Annotated in this window: 18 protein-coding genes; 8 read left to right on the top strand and 10 right to left on the bottom strand. The window is 74.4% G+C overall.

All coding sequences use genetic code 11. The features are described from left to right. Window positions 1–184: 184 nt before the first annotated feature. Window positions 185–1,168: a DUF3027 domain-containing protein gene (locus OG370_RS17070; RefSeq protein WP_328465145.1), complete on the bottom strand. Its 984-nt coding sequence runs from the start codon at window positions 1,166–1,168 to the stop codon at window positions 185–187. Window positions 1,169–1,429: 261 nt separating this feature from the next. Here OG370_RS17070 and OG370_RS17075 point away from each other — a divergent pair, with 261 nt between their 5' ends. From OG370_RS17075 to OG370_RS17090, 4 genes are all read left to right on the top strand, one after another. Continuing rightward, a complete protein-coding gene (locus OG370_RS17075; RefSeq protein WP_443060692.1) occupies window positions 1,430–2,806 on the top strand; it encodes an MFS transporter in 1,377 nt (458 codons plus the stop codon). Between the two features lie 152 nt (window positions 2,807–2,958). Further along, window positions 2,959–3,450: a hypothetical protein gene (locus OG370_RS17080; protein ID WP_328465147.1), complete on the top strand. Its 492-nt coding sequence runs from the start codon at window positions 2,959–2,961 to the stop codon at window positions 3,448–3,450. A 132-nt stretch (window positions 3,451–3,582) separates the two neighbouring features. Then, window positions 3,583–4,338 carry a futalosine hydrolase gene (locus tag OG370_RS17085; protein WP_328465149.1) on the top strand — a complete coding sequence of 252 codons (756 nt, stop codon included), beginning with the start codon at window positions 3,583–3,585 and terminating at the stop codon, window positions 4,336–4,338. Then, window positions 4,331–5,245 carry a 1,4-dihydroxy-6-naphthoate synthase gene (locus OG370_RS17090; RefSeq protein WP_328465151.1) on the top strand — a complete coding sequence of 305 codons (915 nt, stop codon included), beginning with the start codon at window positions 4,331–4,333 and terminating at the stop codon, window positions 5,243–5,245. The genes OG370_RS17085 and OG370_RS17090 overlap by 8 nt, the downstream gene beginning before the upstream one ends. 104 nt (window positions 5,246–5,349) lie before the next feature. Here the strand turns inward: OG370_RS17090 and OG370_RS17095 are convergent, their stop codons facing one another. Next, window positions 5,350–5,733: a cold-shock protein gene (locus tag OG370_RS17095; RefSeq protein WP_103885605.1), complete on the bottom strand. Its 384-nt coding sequence runs from the start codon at window positions 5,731–5,733 to the stop codon at window positions 5,350–5,352. A gap of 301 nt (window positions 5,734–6,034) precedes the next feature. Here OG370_RS17095 and OG370_RS17100 point away from each other — a divergent pair, with 301 nt between their 5' ends. Further along, a complete protein-coding gene (locus tag OG370_RS17100; RefSeq protein WP_328465155.1) occupies window positions 6,035–6,370 on the top strand; it encodes a hypothetical protein in 336 nt (111 codons plus the stop codon). On the opposite strand, the gene OG370_RS17105 is transcribed toward OG370_RS17100, so the two are convergent. Continuing rightward, window positions 6,349–6,978: an HAD family hydrolase gene (locus OG370_RS17105; protein WP_328465157.1), complete on the bottom strand. Its 630-nt coding sequence runs from the start codon at window positions 6,976–6,978 to the stop codon at window positions 6,349–6,351. The two genes, OG370_RS17100 and OG370_RS17105, sit on opposite strands and share 22 nt — an antisense overlap. Before the next feature lie 137 nt (window positions 6,979–7,115). After that, entirely contained in the window at window positions 7,116–8,225 is a 1,110-nt protein-coding gene (locus OG370_RS17110) for an HAAS signaling domain-containing protein (RefSeq protein WP_328465159.1), read from the bottom strand. A gap of 89 nt (window positions 8,226–8,314) precedes the next feature. Between OG370_RS17110 and OG370_RS17115 the strand changes: the two genes are divergently transcribed. Then, a complete protein-coding gene (locus OG370_RS17115; RefSeq protein WP_328465161.1) occupies window positions 8,315–10,780 on the top strand; it encodes a helicase C-terminal domain-containing protein in 2,466 nt (821 codons plus the stop codon). Between the two features lie 36 nt (window positions 10,781–10,816). Here the strand turns inward: OG370_RS17115 and OG370_RS17120 are convergent, their stop codons facing one another. The 4 genes from OG370_RS17120 to OG370_RS41495 form a co-directional block, all read right to left on the bottom strand. Then, window positions 10,817–13,498, bottom strand: a complete 2,682-nt coding sequence (locus OG370_RS17120) for a caspase, EACC1-associated type (RefSeq protein ID WP_328465163.1) — start codon at window positions 13,496–13,498, stop codon at window positions 10,817–10,819. 5 nt (window positions 13,499–13,503) lie between these two features. Continuing rightward, window positions 13,504–13,914: an effector-associated constant component EACC1 gene (locus tag OG370_RS17125; protein WP_328465165.1), complete on the bottom strand. Its 411-nt coding sequence runs from the start codon at window positions 13,912–13,914 to the stop codon at window positions 13,504–13,506. 162 nt (window positions 13,915–14,076) lie between these two features. Then, window positions 14,077–14,979, bottom strand: a complete 903-nt coding sequence (locus OG370_RS17130) for a VanZ family protein (protein WP_443060693.1) — start codon at window positions 14,977–14,979, stop codon at window positions 14,077–14,079. Between the two features lie 135 nt (window positions 14,980–15,114). Then, a complete protein-coding gene (locus tag OG370_RS41495; RefSeq protein WP_443060694.1) occupies window positions 15,115–15,825 on the bottom strand; it encodes an LPXTG cell wall anchor domain-containing protein in 711 nt (236 codons plus the stop codon). Here OG370_RS41495 and OG370_RS17140 point away from each other — a divergent pair. Both OG370_RS17140 and OG370_RS17145 read left to right on the top strand, forming a co-directional pair. After that, entirely contained in the window at window positions 15,779–16,246 is a 468-nt protein-coding gene (locus OG370_RS17140) for a pentapeptide repeat-containing protein (RefSeq protein WP_328465169.1), read from the top strand. The two genes, OG370_RS41495 and OG370_RS17140, sit on opposite strands and share 47 nt — an antisense overlap. A 193-nt stretch (window positions 16,247–16,439) precedes the next feature. Continuing rightward, window positions 16,440–18,098: a DNA repair helicase XPB gene (locus tag OG370_RS17145; RefSeq protein ID WP_328465171.1), complete on the top strand. Its 1,659-nt coding sequence runs from the start codon at window positions 16,440–16,442 to the stop codon at window positions 18,096–18,098. A 62-nt stretch (window positions 18,099–18,160) separates the two neighbouring features. Here OG370_RS17145 and OG370_RS17150 read toward each other — a convergent pair whose 3' ends face one another. Both OG370_RS17150 and OG370_RS17155 read right to left on the bottom strand, forming a co-directional pair. Then, window positions 18,161–18,703: a hypothetical protein gene (locus tag OG370_RS17150; protein ID WP_328465173.1), complete on the bottom strand. Its 543-nt coding sequence runs from the start codon at window positions 18,701–18,703 to the stop codon at window positions 18,161–18,163. A 93-nt stretch (window positions 18,704–18,796) separates the two neighbouring features. Then, window positions 18,797–18,967 (bottom strand): hypothetical protein, encoded by a 171-nt coding sequence (locus OG370_RS17155; RefSeq protein ID WP_328465175.1) that lies wholly within the window; start codon window positions 18,965–18,967, stop codon window positions 18,797–18,799.

Below are 18,967 nucleotides of genomic sequence, written 5' to 3' on the forward strand. Positions count from 1 at the left end.
CAGGACCGCACTCAGGACCGCGCCCAAGACCGCGCCCAGGACCGCGCCCAGGACCGCGCCCAGGACCGCGCCTGAGGGTCTCCCCCACGCGTTCCTACGCCGCCCCTTCCGCCGTCGCCGGCTCGGCTCGCTCCGCGGGGCTCGGCTCGCTCCGCGGCGGGCAGGGCCCCTCAGGCAGCGCCCCTCAGGGGGTCTCGTCGTCGTCGAGGTCGTCGAGGACCATGGGCGCGGGCTCGGGCGTCTTGGGCATCACGGCGGCCTCGGAGTGGCCGCCGCAGCCGTACGCGAGGGAGACGAGGTTGCCGTCGGCCGGGGAGTACTCGTTCGCGCAGATGCCGAACGCCTGCCCGAGGGAGCCGCCGATCGGCACGAGGAAGCCGCAGCTCACGCAGTTCGCGGGCGCGGCCTGGGCCATCGCCGTCTTCGGGCCGAACTGCTCCTCCCAGCGGTCGGCGGCGGTGTGCAGGCCGTACCGGGACAGCACCCGGGGCCGGCCGAGGCCGAGCTGGCGCGCGACCGAGCGGATCTCGGCGATGCTCGGGACGCCGGTGACCACGTCACCGGCCGTCGACGCGGGGTCGGCCCCATGAGCACCGTCAGCGCTGTCAGCACCACCGGCACCGCCGTGCGCGGCTCCGGACCCCGGCGCGGTCGCTCCTGCCGCTCCGGCCCCACCGGATGCTTCGCCCCCGGCGGTCCCACCGGCCTCCCCGGCCTCCGCCGCCTCGACGGCCTCCTCGATCTCCACGACCCCCGCGACATCCGCCGCTGCCGTCACCGCAGCCGCGCCGTCCCCGGTCCATCCCGGTTCGAGCCGCAGGTCGTCCGCCTCGGTGGGCAGCAGGTCGCCCGGGCCCATGTCGCCCGGCCGCAGCCGTTCACTCCAGGGCACCCACTCGGGTGCCAGTACGGAGTCCGGACCGGGCAGCAGCACCGTTTCGTCGATCGTCACCGCCTTCGCCCGGGACGCCCGGGTGAGGGTGGTCGCCCACTGCCAGCCCCGGTAGGCGGGCTCGGTGCACGCGAACAGATGGGTGACCACGCGGTCGCCCTCGGCGACGACGCCGAGGTGCTCGCCGACCGATGCCGCGCCCACCGCCTCCCTCGTCACGGCCAGCGCGACATCGACCGCCTCGGCGCACAGGCGATCAGGGGTACGGCTTCGCATCGCAGGACTCACAGAAATCGTTTCTCTCTCTACGCCGTCTCACGTGTGCGCTCGCGGGCGGGCGGACCCGAGGCGCGATGAACCTCGGCGGAGCGGACCGACGGACCGCTTCAACGCCTGAGTTCACCGCTTCCCCGGCCCTGCCCGAGCGTCATCGGGCGCACCTGTTGTCACCCATTCTGCGCGATCGCACGCTACCGGTGCGCACCATGCGCGCAAAGGAGGGGGTGCGCCGTCTTCCAATTGGGGCAGGATTGCGTCGTGGCACGAACCGTGACCGCGGGCCCAGGGCCCGCACGCAGGGCCGGGCGCGCCCTCGCGAGCGGCGTGGGGCGGTCGGCGGGAGCGCTGCGCCGTCGTATCCGGCGCACGACACACGCGGGCGGCGCGGGCGAGTCGGGTCTGGCGAAACTGATCGAGTTGCACGCGGTCAACTCGGCCGGCGACATGATGATCACCGTCGCGCTCGCCAGCACCGTGTTCTTCTCGGTCCCCAGCGGCGAGGCCCGCAACCGCGTGGGGCTCTACCTGCTGATCACGATGGCGCCGTTCGCCCTGCTCGCGCCGGTGGTCGGCCCCCTGCTGGACCGCCTGCAGCACGGCCGCCGGGCCGCGATGGCGATGTCCATGGTGGCCCGCGCGGTGCTCGCCTGGATGATGGCCGGGATGGTCTCGCACGCCGGCCTCGGGCTGTATCCGGCGGCGCTGGGCAGCCTGGTCGGCTCCAAGGCGTACGGCGTGGTGCGCAGCGCGGTGGTGCCGCGGCTGCTGCCGGATCGCACCACCCTGGTCAAGGCGAACTCCCGGGTCACCCTCTCGGGTCTGCTGGCCACCACGGTGGCGGCGCCGGTCGGCGCGGGGTTGCACAAGATCGGCCCGCAGTGGCCGCTCTACGGGGCCTTCGCGATCTTCATGTGCGGCGCGGTGCTGTGCATGGCACTGCCGAACAAGGTGGACTCCGCCCGCGGCGAGCGCAGGGCCAGGCTGACCGCCGACGAGGAGGCGCCGCCGGAGCCGTCCGGCGTCCCGGGCCGCAAGCCGGGTCTGCTGGGCGTCGGTTCGTCGGTGCTGCACGCGTTGCAGGGCAACTGCGGGCTGCGCGCGCTGTCCGGCTTCCTGACGATGTTCCTGGCGTTCATGCTGCGCGAGCATCCGATCGGCGGGCTGTCGCCGGAGCTGTCGCTGGGGGTGGCGGTCGTCGCGGCCGGCGCGGGCAACGCGCTGGGCACCGCGCTGGGCGCCTGGCTCAAGGCCCGCGGCCCCGAGGTGATCATCGCGACGGCGCTGGTGTGCGCGCTGTCGGTGGCGTCCGTGGCGGCGGGCTGGTTCGGCCTGTTCACGGTGGCCGCGGTGACCGCGGTCGCGGGCATCGCGCAGGCGCTGTCGAAGCTGTCGCTGGACGCGCTGATCCAGCGCGACGTGCCGGAGGCGGTCCGTACGTCGGCCTTCGCCCGCTCCGAGACGGTGCTCCAGCTGTCCTGGGTGGTCGGCGGCGGCATCGGCATCGTGCTGCCGCTGAACGGCTCGCTGGGCATGGCGACGGCGGCCTGCCTCGTGCTGACGGCGTTCCTGGTCGCGGTGCGCGGGCTGCTGGGCGCCGCCCGGCGCGGCTCGTCGACGAAGGCCCGCGTCGCCTGAGGGCGCGGCTCGTCGACGAAGGCCGGCGTCACCTGAGGGCGCGCCGTCCGCACAACTCCCGGCGGCCGCCCGGCCCGCGCCACCGGCCCGATCTCGGGGGACACGGCCTACCCGCGCGCGGAGTGGAGGCGACCGCCCGGTAGCCTCCTGCCATGAGCATTCGCCGCGCCGCCACCGCCCTCGGTGCCATCTCCCTCGGGTTGATCTCCCTCACCGCCTGCACGAAGCCGACCGCCGAGGCGACGGTGACCGTGGGCAGCAAGTCAGTGATGGCGTCGGCGAGCAAGGCCTGCTACGCCAAGGGCGCGCTGCTGCCGCAGGCGATCTTCGCCAAGTGCCTCCAGGCGAAGCCGACCCACCACATCACCGTCCCGGTCGGCGACCAGGTACGGATCGGCGTGGACCCCTCGATCGGCGACAAGGGCTGGCTGATCGTGCAGAACACCTCGCTCGCCAACGACGAGGTGCTCAAGAACAAGACCTACTTCACGGTGGACAGCGCGGAGCTGTTCCATGTGCAGGACCCGCAGACCGGCCAGACCACCCCGGTGGACAGCGTGACGCTGAACATCGTGGAGTCCGCGGACACCAGCGGCGCCAAGGTCACCCGGGTGATCTCCTTCGAACTGCGGCGCGGCCACTGAACGCCGGCTGAGCGGCAACTGAGCGACGGCTGAGGCCCGCTGCTCGGCCACCGCTGAGCGGCAAGTGAACGACGGCTGAGCGACGGTCGGCCGCGCCCCGGTCCGTCGCCGTACGGATGGGCGGTTGAACGGATGAGCGGTACGACAGCGCCCGCGAACCGCCTGCTGGTGGTGACCGCGGTGGCCGCCGAGCGCGACGCGGCAGCCGCGGGCCTGGCCGCGGCCCTCCCCCCGGGCGCGGTGACCACGGACGCCCCCGACCCCGCCACGGCCACCGACGTCGTACCCGCGCCCGCACTCCGCGCCACCGTCCTGGCCGGCGGCGTCGGCCCCGGCGCCGCTGCCGCCGCCACCGCGACCGCGCTGGCCCGCGCGGAGGCGGCCGGGCAGCCGTACGACCTGGTGCTCAGCGCGGGTATCGCCGGCGGCTTCGCACCCACCGCACCGATCGGCTCGGTGGCCGTGGCGAGCGCGATCACGGCGGCGGACCTCGGCGCGCAGACGCCCGACGGCTTCGTGCCGGTCGCCGAGTTGGGCTTCGGCACCTCCCGCCACCTCCCGCCGCCGGAGCTGAGCCAGGCGGTGGCCGACGGCCTCGCGGCGGCGTACGGGCCGGTGCTGACGGTGTCCACGGTGACCGGCAGCGCCGAGCGGGCGGCCGAGCTGGCGGGCCGCCACCCAGGCGCGGTGGCGGAGGCGATGGAGGGTTTCGGAGTGGCCGAGGCGGCCGCGGCGGCGGGCCTGCCGGTGCTGGAGATCCGTACGGTGTCCAACGCCGTCGGTCCCCGCGACCGGGCCGCCTGGCGGATCGGGGAGGCGCTGGCGGCCCTGACGGCCGCGTTCGGGAAGCTGCCGGCCGTACTGGGAGTTGAGGCACATCATGGGTGACGAGCAGAAGACAGAGCAGCAGCAGCGGGAACAGCGGGCCGGACAGGGCGGGTCGGCCGAACGGGAGTCGGCGTTGCGGATCGCGTACTCCCCGTGCCCGAACGACACCTTCGTCTTCCACGCCTGGGCGCACGGCCTGGTCGAGGAGGCCCCGCCGCTGGACGTGTCGTTCGCCGACATCGACATCACCAACGGCATGGCGGAGCGCGGCGAGTTCGACATCCTGAAGGTGTCGTACGCGGTGCTGCCGTGGGTGCTGGAGGAGTACGCGCTGCTGCCCTGCGGCGGGGCGCTCGGCCGGGGGTGCGGGCCGCTGGTGCTGACGAAGGAGGCCGGCACCGACCTGGCGGGGAAGACGGTCGCGGTGCCGAGCGAGCGGTCGACGGCGTACCTGCTCTTCCGGCTGTGGGCGGCGGCCGAGGTGAGCGGCGGCGTCGGGAAGATCGTGGTGCTGCCGTTCCACGAGATCATGCCCGCGGTGCGGGACGGCCGGGTGGACGCGGGCCTGGTGATCCACGAGGCCCGCTTCACGTACCAGAACTACGGCCTGCACAAGCTCGCGGACATGGGCGAGCACTGGGAGGCCACCACCGGGCTGCCGATCCCGCTGGGCGCGATCATCGCCAAGCGGTCGCTGGGCGGCGAGCGGCTGCGCGCGCTGGCCGAGGCGGCGCGGGCGTCGGTGCGGCGCGCCTGGGACGAGCCCGAGCTGTCCCGGGAGTACGTCCTCGCGCACTCCCAGGAGATGGACCCCGCGGTCGCCGACCAGCACATCGCGCTGTACGTCAACGAGTTCACCGCCGACCTCGGCGAGGACGGCTACGCGGCGGTGCGCGGGTTGCTCACCCGGGCCGCGGCCGAGGGCCTGGTGCCGCCGCTGCCGGCCGGCGCGCTGGCTTTCGGATAACCGGCGGATTTGTGACGGATGTGACCTGAATTACCACACCGGGCTTTACCGGAATCCATGGTTCCGGTAAAGCCCGGTTAAAAGGGGCACTCGCCGCCGAAGGGTCAGACGTCGAGCTGGTCGGCGACGACGCGCAGCACCGAGGCGATCTTGTGGCCGTGCGCCTTGTCCGGATAGCGGCCGCGCTGGAGCGAGCGCGCGACGTCCTCCAGCAGCGAGGTGAGGTCCTGCACGATCGGCAGCAGCTCATCCGGCTTGCGCCGCTGGGCGGCCGCGACGGACGGTGCCGGATCGAGCAGCGTCACCGAAAGTGCCTGGTCACCGCGTTGGCCCGCGACCACGCCGAACTCCACGCGCTGGCCGGGCTTGAGGGCCGCCACCCCTTCGGGCAGCACCGACGAGTGCACGAAGACGTCGCCGCCGTCATCGCGGGAGAGGAAGCCGAAGCCCTTCTCGCTGTTGAACCATTTGACCTTGCCGGTAGGCACGTCCGACCTCGTCCTCATTGCTCGGTGTCGCCCGAAGTTCTCGGAGCTGATGGAAGTTACTCGAAATTACCCGAACCCGCCGGGGGCTGCTGGAGAATTACCCGAGAGCAGCTGGAAACCGCTCCCGGCAGGTCGTCAACGGACCACTCCGGACCCGTCCGAGGACCCGTCGGCAGACCCGTCCACGGACCCGTCCGCACAGTCGCCGCCAGCGCACCGACGGCCCGCCACCGTACGACAGGACGCCCGCCGGCCCTGACTCCGTTCCACTCCGTCCACCCCACGGACCTACCCTTGTCGGGTGAGCAAACAAACCCTGGGCCCCGGTGACCTGCTGGTCCGCACCGGCGCCATCACGTTCCTGGTCGGGACGGTCGGCACCGTGGTGACGGTCGCGCCGCTGCTGCTGCACACCAAGCGGCTGCCCACCCCGGCGTACTTCGTGTCGATGCTGATGGGACTGGGCCTCGCGCTGGCCCTGGTCGGGCTGCTGAAGGCCGCGCTGGCCCAGCGGCACGCGACGGCGGGCGGTGCGGGGGGAACGGCCGTGCTCGGGCAGTCCGGGATCGGGCAGTCCGGGGTCGGGCAGAAGGCGGCCGGGCAGGCCGCCGTGGATCAGGCCGCCGCGGAGCGGTAGTCCGCGAACCAGGCGGGGAACTCCGTCAGGCCGGCCAGCACCACGTCGGCGCCCGCCGCCAGCAGTTCCTCCTCCCCGCACGGCCCGGTCGCCACGGCCACCGACAGCGCGCCGGCGGCACGCGCCCCGCGCACGTCCCCGACGTGGTCGCCGACGTAGACCGACGCGCCGTACTCGACGAGCGCCTCGGCCTTCGCCTCCGCCCACAGCCAGCCGCGCAGTTCCGCCTCGATGCCGACGTGGTCCAGGTGCAGCCGGGCGTTCGGGGCGTGCTTCGCCGTGACGACCAGCGGGCGGCCGCCCGCTGCCCGTACCGCCTCCACCGCGGCCACCGCGCCGGGCATCGCCGGGGTCGGGAGGATCGCGTGGTCGACGTAGAGCGCGCGGTAGCGGTCGCCCATCTCCGCGATGAGCTCCGGCGCGAACCAGTTCGCCAACTCGTCCTCCAGCGGGGGGCCGAGGCGGGTGACGGCCAGCGCCGAGTCGATGAAGGTGCCCGTCTCCGCGGCCAGCTGGTCGTACACCGCCTTGATCCCCGGGCGGGAGTCGATCAGGGTCATGTCGAGGTCGAACCCGACGGTCAACGGGGCGGCGAGGTCCTTGGTCACCCGCCCATTGTCCCCGACGGCGACGGGACCCACCCCGGTGCCCCCGTTCCCGTCCGCCGAGGGACCACCTCCCATCGGGGAGCCGGTCCCGGCACCGACGGCACCGGGCAACCCGGAGGGTCCGCCCAGGCCGAGCGCTACGCGGACCTGCGCGCCCGCCAGAGGAAGTAGAGGGCGGAGCCGACGGCGGCGACGCGGACCGCGACGGGGAGGTCGTCCCGGATCACGTGGCCCATCTGCCCCTGAGCGATGGGCGAGCCCCATCGGCCCTTGTCACGGCCCCAGAGCCAGACCGCGTAGCCCACGGCCGTGGCCCCGGGCACCCCGAACACGGCGATCTTGGCCTGGGTACGGGTGAGGGTGCGCGAGAGGTATCCGGCCAGCCAGCCGAGCCCGAGCGGAATCCATGAGCCGATCACCACACCGGCGACCAGGAGCGCGGCGGCGCACAGCAGCAGCGGGCTGCCCCACCGCTTCACGCGGGCACGGGCGCCCCCGCCCGCGCCTGCGCCCGGCCGCAGCAGCCCGCGCAGCCCCTTCCGCCCCGTCGGCCCCGCCTCGGCCGGCCCGCCGCCCGCCGCCCCCTCGCCTTCCCCGGGGCCACCGCCCCCTCCCCCCGCGAGGGCGCCCGGGAGCGGCCGCAGCTCCTCCCCCGCCTCCTTCCCCGCCAGGTCCTCGTCGTCGAACGGGATGAAGATCCCCCCGGTCATCCCCGGCAGCCCGGCCAGCTCGTCCCCGGCCCGCAGCCGCCCCTCCCCCAGCCCGCCGCCCCACCACTCCGGCTCCCGCTCACCGCGCGACCGCGGCTTCTCCCGGCGGGAGGCCCGCCGCTCTTCACGCGACTCGTCACGCGACCCGTCGGACGGCTCCTCCGGCAACTTCTCCCGCGACTTCGGCACCGCCGCCCTGCGCGGCTTCGCGTACGGCCCGTACGTCCCCGGTGCGGGCTCCCCGGCGGGCGGCTCGCCCGCACCGGACCCGGAAGCAGCCCCCGACGCGGCGCGGGCGGCGGACCGGCCCGACCCGCGGGTGCCCGCCGCCGCCTCGACGACCTCGTCCGGGCTGCCGAACCGCCCGAGGATGCGCTGTACCGCCGCCGCGTTGTCCCCCTCGCCCCTGGCCCGGTCGATGTCGGTCCGCAACTGCGCCACCAGCCGCATCCGGTCGGCCGCCGGAAGCGCGGTCTGCGCCAGGTCACCGACCCGGCTGAGGTAGTCGAACACCAGCCGGTCGCTCTCCACGCCCACCGCCGGGCTCCTTCCGCCGTCCGCCGCACCGCCGCCCGCCACGACGACCGTACCCGTCCGCCTACGTCCATGCGGCTAATGTGGGACGGATGGATACGGCAGAGCCGCGCACCCTCGCGGAGGACCTGCGCGCACGTGACGACGACGCGCTGGCCCGCCTCCTGCGCGCCCGGCCCGACCTGCTCACCCCGGTCCCGAACGACCTCACCCAGCTCGCCACCCGCGCCGCCACCCGCGCGTCGGTGCTGCGCGCGCTGGACCAGGTCGACGCGTTCACCCGCCAGGTCGCGGAGGCGCTCGCGGTGGCCGCCGACCCGTGCCCGTACGACGCGCTGCGCGTGCTGATGGCCGGCGCGGACCCGGCCGGGGGCGGCGCCGCCCCGCTCGGCGAGCCGCTGCCCGCCGACCTCGCCGCGGCGGTCACCGCCGCCCTGCCCGGCGCGGTGGAGCGGCTGCGCACCCGGGGCGTGGTGTGGGGCGGCGAGGACCGGCTGCGGCTGGTGCGCGCGGCCCGCGACGTGCTGGCGCCGTCGCCCGCGGTGGCGTCCGCGACCGGGCTCGGCCCGTCCGTCGGCGAGGCCACCTCGGGCATGTCGCCCGCCCGGCTCCAGGAGATCGTGGCCGACGCGGGCCTGCCGGCCACCCACGACCCGGTGAGCGCCACCCGCGCGCTGGCCGAACTCTTCGCCGATCCGGCCGGGTTGGGCCCGCTGCTCGACTCCGCGCCCGAGGGCGTGCGCACCGTGCTCGACCGTCTGGTGTGGGGGCCGCCGTACGGCGAGGTGCGGGACGCGACCGCACCCGTACGGGCGAAGGACGCCTCGACCGCCGTGCAGTGGCTGCTCGCCCGCGGCCTGCTGCTGCCCGCCGGACCGCACAACGTCGCGCTGCCCCGCGAGGCGGCGCTCGCGCTGCGCGGTGGCCGCGCGCACCGCTCCCCGCAGCCGGCGCCGCCGCCGATCGCCCCGGTGCCGCGCACCCCGCGCACCGTCGACCTCACCGCGGCCGGCCAGGCGCTGACCGCCGTACGCACCGTCGCCGAGCTGCTCGCCGCGTGGGAGACCGGCGGGCCGACCGTGCTGCGGGCCGGCGGGATCAGCGTGCGCGACCTCAAGCGGACCGCGGCGACCCTCGACCTGCCCGAGCCGCAGGCCGCCTTCTGGGTCGAACTCTCCTACGCCGCGGGGCTGGTGGCCGCGGACGGCGAGGTCGAGGAGGCGTACGCCCCGACCCCCGCGGCCGACGGATGGGCCCAACTCCCGTCCCAGCAGCAGTGGTCGGCGCTGGCCGCCGCCTGGCTGACCGCGACCCGCACCGCCGGGCTGGTCGGCAGCCGGGACCCGAAGGGGCGGGCGCTGGCCGCGCTCGGCCCCGACCTGGACCGCCCGCTCGCCCCCCAAGTACGGCGCGCCGCACTCGACTTGCTCGCCGAGCCACCGCCCGGCACCGCCGCGGACCGGGACGCGCTGCTGGCCCGGCTGCGCTGGGACCGCCCGCTGCGGCCGGGCGCCGACGCGCTGCGCACCGACCTGCTCGACTGGACCCTCATGGACGCCGAGACACTGGGCGTCACCGGGCGGGGCGCGCTCGCCGCGCACGCCCGGCCGCTGCTGGCCGGCGACCCGGACGCGGCCGCCACCGCGCTCGCCCCGCTGCTGCCGGAACCGCTCGACCACGTGCTGCTCCAGGCCGACCTGACGGCCGTCGCCCCGGGTCCGCTGGTCGCGCCGCTCGCGGAGATGCTGGGCATGCTGGCCGACATCGAGTCCAAGGGCGGCGCCACGGTCTACCGCTTCACCCCCGAGTCGGTGCGGCGCGCCCTGGACGCGGGCCGCAGCGCCGCCGAGTTGCAGTCCTTCCTGACCACCCACTCCCGTACGCCCGTGCCGCAGCCGCTGAGCTACCTCATCGACGACGTGGCGCGCCGGCACGGCGCGCTGCGGGTCGGCGTGGCCGCCGCGTACCTGCGCTGCGACGACGACGCCGTGCTCACCGAACTCCTCGCCGACCGCCGGGCAGGCGGTCTCGGGCTGCGCCGGCTCGCCCCGACCGTGCTGGCCGCGCAGGCCGACCCGGCCACCCTCCTGGAGCGGCTGCGCGCGATGGGCCTCGCCCCGGCCGCGGAATCGCCCGACGGCGACGTCCTGATCACCCGCCCCGACGCCCGCCGCACCCCGCCGCGCACCCCGCCGCTGCCCGTCACCGACGGGCCTCCCGCGCCCGACGACGCGCTGCTCGGCCTCGCGGTCAAGGCGATCCGGGCCGGCGACCGCGCCGCCACCGTCACCCGCAGCGCCCCCGCCGCCCACGACGGCGGCCTGCCCCGCACCCCCGCCGCCGACACCCTCGCCACCGTGCAGGCCGCCGCCCTCACCGGCGAGTCCCTCTGGATCGGCTACGTCAACGCCGAGGGCGCCGCCACCCAGCGCGTCATCGCCCCGCTCCGCGTCGAAGGCGGCTACGTCACGGCCTACGACCACACCGCCGACGAGAACCGCACCTTCGCCCTCCACCGCATCACCGGCGTCTCCACCCTGGCCGAAGACCCGTCCTGATCCGGCCTGTTCCGACACCCGGCCGTTCCGAAACGGTCAGCTCGCCGTGCCGTCACCGTCGTCGAGTACGGAGCGCCGCAGGAGCGGGAAGTACGCCGAGCCGGGCGGCAGTTCCAAGCCGAGCGACACCGCGAGCTTCTTCGCCCGGCCGCCGAGCCGGACGGCGTAGCAGCGCAGCGCGTAAGCGGCGTCGTCGGGGAACCCCGCGCCGTGCAGCCCGGTGACCGTATCGCGCAGGTGGCCGATGTCGTCCCACGATCCCTCCTTGATCACGACCCGGGCGGTGTCGTGCAGGCCCCTGCGGCGCAGGGACAGCGTCAGCTCCAGCCGCCGCGCGGAGCCGAACCACGCCCGCGCCGCCCGCCGGGCCGCGTACCGGACCGCTTCCTCCCGGCCGAGGGCCCGCAGGGCCGCCAGCGCCAGCGCCAGCCCGGAGGGAGACCGGAAGCGGTCGGCCACGGCCCCCAGATCGCTCTTGTCCAGGGTCGGGACACGTCCGCCGGCCGAGATCCCGCGGTCGGACAAGTAGGCCCGCAGCGCGAGGGCTTCGGGGAACCCCCCGCGTTCCATCCAGGCGAGCCGTGCGGCGAGATCCGCCGGAGCTCTGCGGGCGCCGTAGCCGAACAGCGCGAGGAGGTCCAGATGGCCTCCGGTTTCCCGCAGTTGTTCCAGCACCTCGGCGAACACCTCGTCCGACGCGGTGCCGAGCGAGGCGAACATCTCGTCGTAGCGCCCGTCCGCCAGGAACGGCTCTCTGAGCAACGAGAAGATCCGCGCCGAGGCCGGTTCAGCCGCGATCACGGACAGCAGCCGGTCACGGTCACGGGTTCGGCCCCGCTCCTCCAACCGCTCCAGCAGCCGCGCGACGTCCTGTGAGGGCCCCCGGCCGATCTCGTCGAGCAGGGCGTTGGCGTCCACGGGGCGGCCCATCTCGCGCAGGCTGTCGATGAAGTCCACCGCGGCCTCGATCGGGCCGGTGCGGGTCGCCATCGACAACAGCAGGACGGGGTCCTCACCCCGGCCCTGCCGGTACAGCGTCTCGGCGAGTGCGGTCAGGTCCGCCGGAGACAACGCGGCGGCGCATCGCCGCAGCACGGTCGAGGCGTCGGGGCCGAGTCCCGCCGAACGCAGTTCCGCGCAGAGTTCGGCGATGGCCCGCAGATCGGGAAGCACCAGCGACGCTGACGGGGGAACGGCGCCGGCGATCCACCGTTCGAGGATCGTGGCGGGGCCGTCCTCGTGTTCCGCCTCGTGCATCTTCTGCAGGAGCTGCACGAATGCGGGCACGGGACGCCGTATCACCGTCTCCTGGGTCCGCAGGTAGAGCGCGAACGCCCGGTCCTGCTGGCCGATGGCCAGGAGGGCGTCGGCCAGGCGTCCTGATTCCTCCGGGGAGTCCGTGGTGGCGGCCGTGAGGACCCGGTCGGCCTCCGGCTCGAGACCGGCGGACCAGAGCGCTCCTGCCAGTTCGAGGACGTCGTCGGTGCTGCTCAGACGCTCGGTCCGCAGGGACAGCAGGCGGTCCGCCTCGGCCGAACGGCCGCTGGAGCGCAGGGCCTTGTAGGTGGCCGCGACGACGTCGACGGATTGGCCGGCGGCATGGCGCAGGACGCGTGCGGCGTCCGCCGGCTCGTCATCGACGGCGTACAGGGCGTCGAGGTAGTCGGCGACGGCCTGCGGGCCGCGTTCGGGCAAGGCCGCGGTCACCACACCGGAGGCGGCCCGGTCGTCCGCCGCGCTCAAAAGCGCCGCCAGGGCGGCCACTTCCTGGACCGGACGGCGCGCCGCCCATTCCCGCAGCAGCGCGTCGGCGGCAGCAGCGCCGTCCGCGGTCCTCGACCTCGCGACCTCCTGGACGAGTTCGCGTGGCGTCCGGGCCGGCCCGGACGCCACGTCGGGGGTTTTGGACGGGCTCGTGCCCTGCTCCTGGGCGTCCACCGGTGTGTTCTCCGCCAGGTGCCGGTTCCTGGCGAAGACGAGGGTGCGGCCGGTGTTGCTGAGCCGCTGCTGCGGCAACGGGCGTCCCTTGGCTCGCAGTTCGCCGTACAGGTGCTCGTAGACGTGGGTGGCTTCGATCAGTTCGCCGGCGTCGGGCAGGCCGCTCTCCAGCAGACGGATCAGCTCTCCGGTGAACGCCGTGTACGTCTCGCCGGGCGGCGACTGCGACTGCCGGGTCGCGGAGCTCGCGGTGAGGAGGTAGGAGCCCGCGATGCGCGTCTGCTCGGCCATCCGCACCGCCCGGCCGGCGCCGCCCATGCCCCCCTCGAAGGCCCGCCCGCCGTAGCAGCAGTCCAGGATCACGACCCGGTTGACGTCGCGCCGGGTACTGAGCACCTCGCCTCGTACGGCGTCGAAGTCCAGTGCGGTGTAGACCCGTTCGGGATCGGTGCCGGGCAGGGCGAGCAGAAGGCCGTTGACGTCCGGATGGGCCAGACCGTGCCCGGCGAAGTAGACCAGCAGCGTGTCCTCGGCCTTGCGCGCCGCGTCGTGGATCGCGTCGAGGACCTCCTCCCGGGATTCCGGCTGCGGCAGCCGTACGCAGTTCCCTTGCGGCAGGCCCCAGATCGTGGCGTCGGTGAACAACTCGGCCAGCCTGCCGAGGTTGTTCGCGACCGCGGGCAGTTCGTCGAGGGAGGCATGGTCGTACGACGCGGCTCCGACGAGGACCGCGTACGAGCGGTGCGGATCGGCGAGTTCCCTGTCCCCGTGGGTGGCCATGCGGGCTACTCAGGGGCCTGGCCGTCAGGGTCGGGCGCGGGCGGGTCGGGGGCGGGAGGTGGTTCCGGCAGCGCCGCGAGCACCGCCAGGACCCGGCGCACCTCGTCGTCGGTGCCGTTCTCCACGGTGACGGACAGGCCGTCCGAGGCGCGGGCGAAGGTGAATCCCGCGCCGCGCCCGCCGCCGGCTCGCGAGCGGCGCCAGGAGACGTACTGCATCGCCAGGCTCGCGATGGTCGTCGACTCGGCGAGGACGACCTGGATGACCTCCAGGGCTCCCATCGCCCCGGGGCAACCGGTGGCGGAGTTCTCCAGACGGACCGACTCCGGCCCGTCCTGGTCGTCCCTCAGCCAGCGGAAGAAGTCGTGCAAGGCAGGAACGTCGTCGTCGTTCGTCGCCCGGATCTCCACCTGCATATGGAACTCTCCGCCTCCTGGCACACCGCATGGCCCCTGGCCCGCCCAGCTCGAAGTGATGGTGCCACAGGGGCGCAGGGGGTGCACACGTGCTCGCCATAGGGGAACGCTCCGCTCCGGTACGGCGCACCCGCACCCGCACCGCCCGGCGGCGGTACCCGGTCAGCGCTCGGGATCGGCGGGGGTGGGGTCCGGAGCCTTGCCGATGCCGTAGCGGTGGTACCAGTGGGGGCGGCGGGGGTGGAGGGCGCGGCCGAGGCGGAGGCCGAGGGCGAGGTAACCGAGCAGGGAGCCGGCGGTGTTGAGGATGACGTCGTCGATGTCGAACGCGCGGCCCTCCACGATCGCTCCCTGGGTGGTCTCGACCATGAGCATCACGAGGGCGGTGACGACGACGACCCGGATCAGCCCGCGGGTGCGCGGGAAGAGGGTGGGCAGCAGGATGCCGAAGGGCACGCCGAGCAGGATGTTGCCGCCGATCTGCTTGACGGTGTCGCGGGTGTCCGGCTGGTCGAGGTAGGCCCGGATCGACGCGCCCGGCCTCAGGTTGGTGTGCACGAGGGCGTCCGAGGCGGGCGACGGCACGAGGGTCACCCGGGCCAGCGCCACCGCGAAGGCCACCATCGCGACCACGAGCACCGCGAGCACCAGCGCCCGGGCCGCCAGCGCGACGGCGGAACGGCGCTGGAGCAGCGGGGCGGGCGGGGTGTCGCGGCGCGCGGCGGACTTGGCGGAGTTGGTGGGCCCTGCCGCCTTGGCCGGCTTCGCCGTCCTGACCGACTTCGCCGACTTCGCCGGTACGTCGCCGCCGGAGCGCGGCCACCAACCGGGCAGCGTACGGCGGGACTTCGGCGCCTGGCCGGCCGCGGCCTTGCGGGGCCTCCCGGCCGCCTGCTTCGGCGAAGAGCCCGGCTTGCGCGCGGACTTGGGCTTCGGCCCCTGCTTCGACTTGGGCTTCGGCTTCGGAACGGACTTGGGCGCGGCCTTCCGCGCCGCCCCCGGTGTGGCCGCCCCGCTCGACCCGGAGGACGGGCCGGCACGGAAGGGCGGGACTCGTAGCGCCATGGAACGCGGCCCCCTCGAATAGGCACTGTCCCTGCGGCGCTTACCCCCGACCGGCCGCCGTACGCCGTGGGAAGGCGTGCGGCGGCCGGACCGGCGGCGGTCGTACGGATCATACGAACGGTCATACGCGAGGCGTCAGTTGTGGCGCCCGCGCCTGCGGCTGAACACCACCAGCGCACCGCCGGCGCCCAGCACCCCGACGGCCGCCGCGGCGGCCCACTCGACCTGGGCCGACGCACCGGTGTGCGGAAGGCTCGGCGGGGTCGAGGTGGGCGTGGTCGGCGTCGTGGGCGGGGTGGTCGGCGGGTGGCTGGGGTGGTGCGACGGGTGGTGACTCGGGTGATGGGACGGGTGGTGGCTCGGGTGGTGCGACGGGTGGTGCGACGGCGGAGTCGTGGGAGGGGTGGTCGGAGGTGTCGTGGGGGGCGTCGTGGGCGGCTTCGTCGGAGGGGTCGTCGGCGGCTTGGTGGGCGGCGTCGTCGGCGGGTGGCTGGGGTGGTGGGACGGGTGGTGGGACGGGTGGTGGGACGGGTGATGGCTCGGGTGGTGCGAGGGGTGGTGGGACGGGTGGTGGGACGGCGGCGCGGTCGGGGGCTTGGTGGGCGGAGTGGTCGGAGGCTTGGTCGGAGGTGTCGTGGGCGGAGTCGTGGGCGGGCAGCTGGTGCTGTGGCTGGGCGACGGGCTCACGCTCGGCCACGTGTCCCCGTAGCCCGGGGCCGTGGAGCCGTACCCGTCGTCGGGCGTCGTGGAGCCGTACCCGTCATCCGGCGCCGTGGAGCCATATCCGTCGTCGGGCGCCGTGGAGCCATACCCGTCGGGCGCCGTGGAGCTGTCCCCGTCAGGCACCGTGGTGTGCTGTTCGGCAGGCGGCGCGCTGGAGGGGACAGCGCTGGAGGGAGCCGCACTGGAGGGGGCGGAACTGGAAGGGGCGGAGCTGGAGGGTGCCGCGCTGGAGGGCGCCGCACTGTTCGGCCGCTGGCTGTCGTTCGGCCACGACGCGTTGTCGCCGCTGGGCGACGACGACGGCGCGGCAGTGTTCGGCGGCCACTCGCTGCCGTTCGGCCAGGACGTGTCCGACGGAGCGGCGGCGGTCCCGAGCGCGGCGGTCGTCCCGCCGTCGTCCGAGGTGGCGGCACCGGCCGGCGAGCCGGGCAGCAGCAGGCCGGCCGCGGCCATGACTGCCGCGCCGACGACTGCCGTGGACGCCGCGGCGGCACGGAACGGCCCCCGGCGGCGCGGCGCGGTGGGGGGATTCGTCTGCTGGTGATCCATGGGGGCAGAAAACATCAAATACGACTGTTCATCTTGTATGCGGAGCACATGCCACGCGCAGATTCCCCTGTCCGGACGCACGCCCCCGCCTCACCCCGCCTCACCCCCGCCCCCTCCCGCCGCGCTCCGACCGAACCGCGCGGCGAAGTACAGTTGTCTGTTCGCCCGCCACCCGTCGGAGGCCCCCCTTGTCCTGCTTGATCGTCCAGAGTGACAAAACGCTCCTCCTGGAGGTCGACCACGAGCAGGCCGACGCCTGCCGCCGTGCGATCGCCCCGTTCGCCGAACTGGAGCGGGCCCCCGAGCACATCCACACCTACCGGCTGACGCCGCTGGGCCTGTGGAACGCCCGGGCGGCCGGACACGACGCCGAGCAGGTGGTGGACGCGCTCGTCGAGTACTCCCGGTACCCGGTGCCGCACGCGCTGCTGGTCGACGTGGCCGAGACGATGGACCGCTACGGCCGGCTGCGGCTGAGCAAGGACCCGGCGCACGGCCTGGTGCTGACCACCACCGACCGCCCGGTGCTGGAGGAGATCCTGCGCTCGAAGCGGGTGCAGCCGCTGGTCGGCGTGCGGATCGACGCGGACACCGTCGCCGTGCACCCCTCCGAGCGCGGCCAGATCAAGCAGGTGCTGCTGAAGCTGGGCTGGCCGGCCGAGGACTTCGCCGGATACGTCGACGGCGAGGCGCACCCGATCGAGCTGGACGAGAACGGCTGGGGGCTGCGCCCGTACCAGCAGCAGGCCGTGGAGGGCTTCTGGCACGGCGGCTCCGGGGTGGTCGTGCTGCCCTGCGGCGCGGGAAAGACGCTGGTCGGGGCGGGCGCGATGGCGCAGGCGAAGGCCACCACGCTGATCCTGGTGACGAACACCGTCTCGGCCCGCCAGTGGAAGCACGAACTGGTGAAGCGCACCTCCCTCACCGAGGAGGAGATCGGCGAGTACAGCGGCACCCGCAAGGAGATCCGCCCGGTCACCATCGCCACGTACCAGGTGCTCACCACGAAGCGGAAGGGTGTCTACCCGCACCTGGAGCTGTTCGACTCCCGCGACTGGGGGCTGATCGTCTACGACGAGGTGCACCTGCTGCCCGCGCCGGTCTTCAAGTTCACCGCCGACCTCCAGGCCCGCCGCCGGCTCGGCCTGACCGCGACGCTGGTGCGCGAGGACGGCCGCGAGTCCGACGTGTTCTCGCTGATCGGGCCGAAGCGGTTCGACGCGCCGTGGAAGGAGATCGAGGCGCAGGGGTACATCGCGCCCGCCGACTGCGTCGAGGTCCGGGTCAACCTCACCGAGACCGAGCGGCTGGCGTACGCGACGGCCGAGACCGAGGAGAAGTACCGCTACTGTGCGACCACCGCGACCAAGCGGAAGGTCACGGAGGCGCTGGTGGCCAAGCACGCGGGGCAGCAGACCCTCGTCATCGGGCAGTACATCGACCAGCTCGACGAGCTGGGCGAGCACCTCAACGCGCCGGTGATCAAGGGCGAGACGACGAACGCGCAGCGCGAGAAGCTCTTCGAGGCGTTCCGGCAGGGCGAGCTGTCGGTGCTGGTCGTCTCCAAGGTGGCGAACTTCTCCATCGACCTGCCCGAGGCGACGGTCGCGATCCAGGTGTCGGGCACCTTCGGCTCCCGCCAGGAGGAGGCGCAGCGGCTCGGCCGGGTGCTGCGGCCGAAGGCCGACGGCCACGAGGCGCGCTTCTACTCCGTGGTGGCCCGCGACACGATCGACCAGGACTTCGCGGCCCACCGCCAGCGGTTCCTCGCCGAGCAGGGGTACGCCTACCGCATCGTGGACGCCGACGACCTGCTCACCGGCTCCGCGGAGGCGGAGGACGTCTGAGCAGCCGTCCGGTGCACGGCCGTGCCGCCCTCGTACGGCTTCGGTACGGCTTCGGCCCGCCTTCAGTTCGGCAGCGGCAGGTGCACGTAGAGGTAGACGCCGGTCAGCGCGGCCGCCAGTGCCCCGACGCCCAGCAGCGGCCGCACGGCGTGCCAGCGGTTCGGCACGGCCCAGCAACCGGCCAGCAGGACCGCCGCGAGCGCCAGCACGCAGGGGTCGACCTCGATCGCCCGGAAGAGCGCGTGGCAGCCGTCCGGGTCGCACGGGTCGGTCGCGAAGGGCGCGAGCATGAAGTAGAACGCGCCGATCACCAGGAGCGGGGCGCACAGGACGCTGCACAGCACCGGGACGAAGATCTCGCGGGGCTCCCGGCGGGGGGAGTCGGTGCCCGTGAGGTGGACGGCGTACGGCCAGGGCTCCGGCGGCCGGCCGGCCGCGGTGGGCGGCAGCGCGGGGCGGGGCGGACCGGGCGGAAGAGGCGGGCCTGGCTGGAGGGGCGGGCCGGACGAAGGACTCGCGTCGGGGCCGCGCCCGTCACGCGGGTGGGGCCGGGCGGGGTCCGGATCGTCGGTCCCGCGGCAGTGCCCTGCGGTGTGTGTCGCCATGGGTCCCATCACAGCGCCCAGGGCGGTCTCGCACATGCGCCGCCGTACTCACGTCGGCGCGGGGAGGCTACTCACCGGTAGCGCTCCGGGTGCTCAGTAACGCTTGCTCTCGGTGCCGAGGAGGACGACCTCGACGGCGGTGGTGACGTACACCTTGACCGCGCGCAGCGCGTTGCCCACGCGGTGTCGGGGGTTGCCGGAGCGGGCACCGATCGCGGTGCCGCCATGGACGCTGGGACCTGGGGGAAGTGTGGTGGAGGCCAT

This window comes from Streptomyces sp. NBC_00448, assembly GCF_036014115.1.
Lineage (GTDB): Bacteria > Actinomycetota > Actinomycetes > Streptomycetales > Streptomycetaceae > Actinacidiphila.

Bases quoted from the DNA above. Each gene is read 5' to 3' on its own strand.
- OG370_RS17070 (WP_328465145.1), bottom strand. From the start codon at position 1,168: ATGCGAAGCCGTACCCCTGATCGCCTGTGCGCCGAGGCGGTCGATGTC.
- OG370_RS17080 (WP_328465147.1), top strand. From the start codon at position 2,959: ATGAGCATTCGCCGCGCCGCCACCGCCCTCGGTGCCATCTCCCTCGGG.
- OG370_RS17085 (WP_328465149.1), top strand. From the start codon at position 3,583: ATGAGCGGTACGACAGCGCCCGCGAACCGCCTGCTGGTGGTGACCGCG.
- OG370_RS17090 (WP_328465151.1), top strand. From the start codon at position 4,331: ATGGGTGACGAGCAGAAGACAGAGCAGCAGCAGCGGGAACAGCGGGCC.
- OG370_RS17115 (WP_328465161.1), top strand. From the start codon at position 8,315: ATGGATACGGCAGAGCCGCGCACCCTCGCGGAGGACCTGCGCGCACGT.
- OG370_RS17120 (WP_328465163.1), bottom strand. From the start codon at position 13,498: ATGGCCACCCACGGGGACAGGGAACTCGCCGATCCGCACCGCTCGTAC.
- OG370_RS17125 (WP_328465165.1), bottom strand. From the start codon at position 13,914: ATGCAGGTGGAGATCCGGGCGACGAACGACGACGACGTTCCTGCCTTG.
- OG370_RS17130 (WP_443060693.1), bottom strand. From the start codon at position 14,979: ATGGCGCTACGAGTCCCGCCCTTCCGTGCCGGCCCGTCCTCCGGGTCG.
- OG370_RS17150 (WP_328465173.1), bottom strand. From the start codon at position 18,703: ATGGCGACACACACCGCAGGGCACTGCCGCGGGACCGACGATCCGGAC.
- OG370_RS17155 (WP_328465175.1), bottom strand. From the start codon at position 18,967: ATGGCCTCCACCACACTTCCCCCAGGTCCCAGCGTCCATGGCGGCACC.